Consider the following 3,510-nt stretch of genomic DNA (forward strand, 5'->3'; position numbering starts at 1 on the left):
AAGTTTCTACATAATATTGATACATTTTATTATTCCGTGAAATTTATAAATGACTTTACCGCTGATTCTTTGGATAGCAAAGTCATGCAGTTCCGAAAATACTTTGATGCTATGAACCGGAAGCTCTCAAAAAATGTAAACGTCGACTTTCTTCGTCTTGACTTTGGATCGGGTTTCTCCTTAAACCTTAGACCATTCAGTTTTGCAAAAATGTATAATGTCTGCCTGGAATATCCTGAATGGTTTGATATCTTCTTAGCTCCTGTCGTTCCTAAGTCTTCCGATTCGGCAGTATCAGTCACTTGTGAACTGGTGGTACAGATTAGAAGTTATATGCTTTGGATATACGGGGTTAATGAATCATTCGAACGGTCTTATGAATATGTCCAGGCATTAGCCGAACATTTTGGCTTACAGATTGCCTATGCCCAGGAGAACCGAATTGATTATTGCTGGCACAGCAACTACCTAAGTAATCCAGAACGCTTCTTTTCCCTTGAAAACTTTTACAAAATGCGTGTAGATCGGTTTAATGATGCTGTCACCCATACAGAAAAGAAAGGCAGTCAGGATTATGAGATTGATTATGTTGCCCTGGGAAAACGAACGGATAAAGTCTTTGTACGAATCTATATGAAAAGCAAAGAAGTTGTTGAAATGGGTTATAAGGGCTGGTTTTTTTACTTTTGGTTGTTCAATGGCCTGATTAACCGCTATGACCTGCACGTTTATGAGGAATGTTATAAGCGTAAAAGCTGGCAGTACCTTAATATGGCCCGTGCTTCCTTCTACCTGGAACATGGTTCCGATGAAAGTGCAAAGTCAGTCTGCCGCAGGCTCTTGTCTGGGGAGCAGACTATGGAGGAAGATACCTTACAGAAATTTGTTGATACTCTTACACCAAAAGTAAACCTGATTATGAATGTAGAGTATCAGACACGCCGCCGCCATTCAAAGTCTTATGTACTACTTCCGCTTCGAGATAATAAGTCAAAGTTAACCGCTAAAAGGATTTATGATTACCTGGACAATCGGAAACTGATTATGGATTATTTGACAAACTATGTATTTCGTATGGTAGAACCGGAAGGGGATGTGAATAAATCTCGCCGTGAAATGTGCGGCTTCTGGAAGTCTCTTCGCAGTTGTAAACTGGTTGATGCACACATTCCCCCGAAGCAGCTTAAGCTTGTAAGGGAATATAGCCGCCATCTGAATGCTGATCTGGTTAAACGACGGGCCATCAATAGTATTGTAACGTTAGGATTTTATAATAAGGGTATGAATGAAGATGATATCATGCAGGATGTTGTAGATGCACTTTGTACGTTAAATGATAATGATGTTGAGAAGGCTTTACGGTATAAAACGAAAAAGGCCCAGCAGCTCAACTCCGATGAACTGCCAGGCAACCTTACTTATACTGCAAGGTCTGAACTCACGATCATAGATAAAACGACTGGTGAAGTCTATAGTCATAATAGCATGAGCAAAAATGATTTTCAAGGAGATTTTACGAATGAATGATATTAGTATAAAAACTGCTTATGATTTATTTATTTTTGATCGGCAAACATTTTGCTCTGAAAGTACAATAGTAAATTACCAGAATACGCTTCGTTATTTTATGGATTACTTAGCAGAGTCAAGAGATTGTACTATTGACGATCTGAAGCTTTCAGAACTTTCCAGCGGAGATATAAAACGTTATATTGTATCACTTCGGCAGCGTCAGGCCAATGCAGTTCATCCGCTTAAAAAGGCGAAAGGAAAATTAAGTCAACGTACAATTCGTAATTACACGGTCGACTTGAAAACATTCTTTTCTTATTTGGCTGATGAAGAATACTGTGATAATAAATTTTCTGGTGTACGAATTATTAAAGCAGAGCGAAAAATGATTATTCCATTGTTTTTGGATGAGATCGAAACACTCGATAAGCTTTTTAATCTGAAAACCTCATCAGGCTGTCGTAATTATTGTATGGTACATTTAATGTTGGAAGCTGGTTTGCGTTTTAATGAAGTCCGCTCCCTACGATGTCAGGATGTAAATTTTGCAAATAGATATATACACGTAGTTTATTCAAAGGGAAATAAGGAAAGAACAATACCGATGGCTTCCAGTCTTAAGAAGTCTATATACAGCTATATACATGTATTTCGGTCTATTACTAAATCCGATAATATATTTTTAGATCAGAACGGTGAACCAATATCAGAAAATGCCATGAAGTCACTTTTTGCCCGGTTAAAAAAACGTTCTGGTATAGATCGCTTGCATCCGCATCTGTTAAGACATACGTTTGCAACATCTTACATTATGAGCGGAGGTTCCGTTGAAATGCTTCGTATTTTGTTAGGCCATGAAAGTATTGAGACAACTCAAAAGTATATGCACGTTGCTACAGTGTATAGTTTTAAAGATAATGTTTATACGCTGGACCCCATTTTTTACTCGGGAAAAGTACACAGATAAAAAAATATTGTATCTCAATCCTTATGCTGCAGCCTGGTGCCTGGAAATAATTTGAGTTACAAGTAAAGGTGTATCTCAAAATTACCTTCATTTCGCCCGGAGCTTCTCCGATCAGGAAAAACCATGAGATACAAAACGGCAAATACAAGAACAGCCCCAGGAGAATTCCCTGGGGCTGTGTCCGTTACGTGCGTGAGAAGATTCGAACTCCCGACACCTTGGTCCGTAGCCAAGTGCTCTATCCAGCTGAGCTACACACACATATTCAATTGGCTGCCTTTTCAGGCAATGCCGGCGACCGGAATCGAACCGGTACGGGAGGTAAGTCCCGCAGGATTTTAAGTCCTGTGCGTCTGCCAGTTCCGCCACGCCGGCATTCTCATGATTTCTCATGGAAATGGGACCTATAGGGCTCGAACCTATGACCCTCTGCTTGTAAGGCAGATGCTCTCCCAGCTGAGCTAAGATCCCATAAACGATACAGTAAGCATTATACAACTTACATGCTGGTTTGTAAAGCCTGTATTGGAAAATACAGAACGACCCGGATGGGATTCGAACCCACGACCTCCGCCGTGACAGGGCGGCGCTCTAACCAGCTGAGCCACCGGGCCAGATTATTAACTATTTAGTTCAGTGCTAGTGGACCTTCGGGGACTCGAACCCGGGACCGACCGGTTATGAGCCGGTTGCTCTAACCAACTGAGCTAAAGGTCCTAAACATTATAATCTGATCGATTTAATTAAGTATTGCGAAAGCCGATGATCGGACTCGAACCGATAACCTGCTGATTACAAATCAGCTGCTCTGCCAATTGAGCCACATCGGCATTCAATGACCCCAACGAGATTCGAACTCGTGTTACCGCCGTGAAAGGGCGATGTCTTAACCGCTTGACCATGGGGCCAAAGCTCCCCGAGTAGGACTTGAACCTACGACCCAACGGTTAACAGCCGTTTGCTCTACCGACTGAGCTATCGAGGATTACTGCATTGCTGCAATATCTGAGGCATATACCCTCAAAACCACA

At 41.3% G+C, this 3,510-nt stretch carries 2 protein-coding genes and 8 tRNA genes; 2 read left to right on the top strand and 8 right to left on the bottom strand.

Going from position 1 to position 3,510, the window contains the following annotated elements; all coding sequences use genetic code 11:
* Both CRO04_RS25395 and CRO04_RS25400 read left to right on the top strand, forming a co-directional pair.
* A partial coding sequence (locus tag CRO04_RS25395) for a hypothetical protein (protein ID WP_207654523.1) occupies positions 1–1,527 on the top strand: 1,527 nt, incomplete at its 5' end.
* On the top strand, positions 1,520–2,479 hold the full coding sequence (locus CRO04_RS25400) for a tyrosine-type recombinase/integrase (protein ID WP_166432679.1): 960 nt from the start codon (positions 1,520–1,522) through the stop codon (positions 2,477–2,479). The genes CRO04_RS25395 and CRO04_RS25400, both read left to right, overlap by 8 nt.
* A 187-nt stretch (positions 2,480–2,666) precedes the next feature.
* On the opposite strand, the gene CRO04_RS25405 is transcribed toward CRO04_RS25400, so the two are convergent.
* The 8 genes from CRO04_RS25405 to CRO04_RS25440 form a co-directional block, all read right to left on the bottom strand.
* Positions 2,667–2,740: transfer RNA gene (locus CRO04_RS25405), tRNA-Arg, on the bottom strand.
* Between the two features lie 28 nt (positions 2,741–2,768).
* A tRNA-Leu gene (locus CRO04_RS25410) sits at positions 2,769–2,854 on the bottom strand.
* A gap of 23 nt (positions 2,855–2,877) precedes the next feature.
* A tRNA-Val gene (locus CRO04_RS25415) sits at positions 2,878–2,950 on the bottom strand.
* Between the two features lie 69 nt (positions 2,951–3,019).
* Positions 3,020–3,093 (bottom strand) — tRNA-Asp (locus CRO04_RS25420).
* A 29-nt stretch (positions 3,094–3,122) separates the two neighbouring features.
* Positions 3,123–3,196, bottom strand: a tRNA-Ile gene (locus CRO04_RS25425).
* Positions 3,197–3,236: 40 nt separating this feature from the next.
* Positions 3,237–3,309, bottom strand: a tRNA-Thr gene (locus CRO04_RS25430).
* 6 nt (positions 3,310–3,315) lie between these two features.
* Positions 3,316–3,387, bottom strand: a tRNA-Glu gene (locus CRO04_RS25435).
* A gap of 4 nt (positions 3,388–3,391) precedes the next feature.
* Positions 3,392–3,464: transfer RNA gene (locus CRO04_RS25440), tRNA-Asn, on the bottom strand.
* Positions 3,465–3,510: the final 46 nt, after the last annotated feature.

This window comes from Lacrimispora amygdalina (genome assembly GCF_900205965.1).
Classification (GTDB): domain Bacteria; phylum Bacillota; class Clostridia; order Lachnospirales; family Lachnospiraceae; genus Lacrimispora; species Lacrimispora amygdalina_A.